Raw genomic sequence first — 1432 nt, 5'->3', positions numbered from 1 at the left:
TCGGTAGTTCCCATCGGGTAAGCGGATAGTCACAACTGACAGGGTTAGATTCTCAGAAAGCGTCTGGATGGGTGCGTATGAGATTTCTCTACCACCCAGACACTGTCCTTACGGCTCCAGACCTCGAAAGCTTAGCGGTCAGCCTTCTACAAGAACTTCCTCTCCCCGGAGTCGAAGCGGCAGTCTTCGACTCCGGGGTCATCTGGGAAACGGTCACGCAAGCGGCCGTCGATCAGAAGTCCATCAAGGCTGTTACCGACACCACTCGTCGAACATACTCTGACGACTACACGCTTACACAACTTCACACCGTTCCGCCTGATGAGCTGGAAGCAATCGTCAATGACCTCTTCGCCCAGCAGGCGGCGATGATCCTCGGCCCCAGCCCGAGGATCATCTGCCTCGACTTCGTCGATATCCACTACCACGGCTGTCCACACGTTGAGGCGAACGAACTCTGCCACACCAAACCACGCGATGGCACCAGCCAGTGCCATCGCTACCTTGCTGGATTCGTCCTCTGTCGGGCGAAACCACTCATCGTCGCAGTGACCCCCGTCCGGAGTGATGAACCCAAGAGCGACGCGGTCGAGCGACTGCTCGACCACGTCGCGGCCCTTCCATTCGATGTCGCAGGACTCCTCGCTGACCGTGGATTCTACGACGGCACGTCGATCGAGCGACTGGATGCTACAGCACCAGTCGCTCTTCCGATCATCCGCCGTGGGAAACAGATGGCCGAGAAATTGGACACGACGGTCTCCTACTGGACGGAGTACGTGATGTACAAGGGAAGCGAGCGGGAACTGCGCTTCCCGCTCGCGGTCTGTGTCTCCTACCAGCAGGGCAACCGTGAGAAACACGGCTTGCTCGTCCGGGCGTACGTGGCGTGCGATCTGACCGATCGCACGCCGAAGGAAGTTGAAGCGCTCTACCAGAAACGCTCAGCCATCGAGACAGCCTTCCGGACGATGCGCGAAGCGCGTGCGCGAACAAGTACGACCGATCCAGCAGTTCGGTTGTTGTTCATCTTCGTGAGCTTCCTGCTGCGGAACCTCTGGGTGATCGTCCGATGGGGCGTGCTCGCCACGCCGCGGCGCGGCGGGCGAGCACTCCCTGTCTGGTTCCGCTTCGAGGTATTTCGAGAATGGATCGATCACGCTCTCAACGACAGGTTGGGCCGGAAGTGGGAAGCGCCGACCAACCGTGTCGGTATCCCAGCGACCTACAGCGAGCTGGACGCGGGCTGAGGCCGCCCGCGTCCAGCGGCAGCCCTATGAGTGAGCTACAGCTTTGCTTCTCGTCTGAACTGACGGCGCTCTCACTGGTGTGAGATCGCCGTCTTTGTTCGACTCGATGAATCGGTCGCTCTGATCTCGTTCATTTCTCTCCAGAAATTGGGTCAGCAATCAGGAACGATGGGAACTACCGA

1 protein-coding gene is annotated in these 1432 nt (G+C 59.2%); it reads left to right on the top strand.

Annotation, left to right across the window (positions count from 1 at the left end; genetic code table 11):
* Window positions 1–77: 77 nt before the first annotated feature.
* Window positions 78–1250 (top strand): ISH3 family transposase, encoded by a 1173-nt coding sequence (locus tag EXE41_RS18470; RefSeq protein WP_137691777.1) that lies wholly within the window; start codon window positions 78–80, stop codon window positions 1248–1250.
* Window positions 1251–1432 lie beyond the last annotated feature (182 nt).

It is taken from the genome of Halorubrum sp. SD690R (assembly GCF_005435035.1).
In the GTDB taxonomy this organism is placed as follows: Archaea; Halobacteriota; Halobacteria; order Halobacteriales; family Haloferacaceae; genus Halorubrum; species Halorubrum ezzemoulense.
The sequence above is the reverse complement of the archived record's forward strand: the minus strand, read 5'-3'. Positions and strand labels throughout refer to the sequence as shown.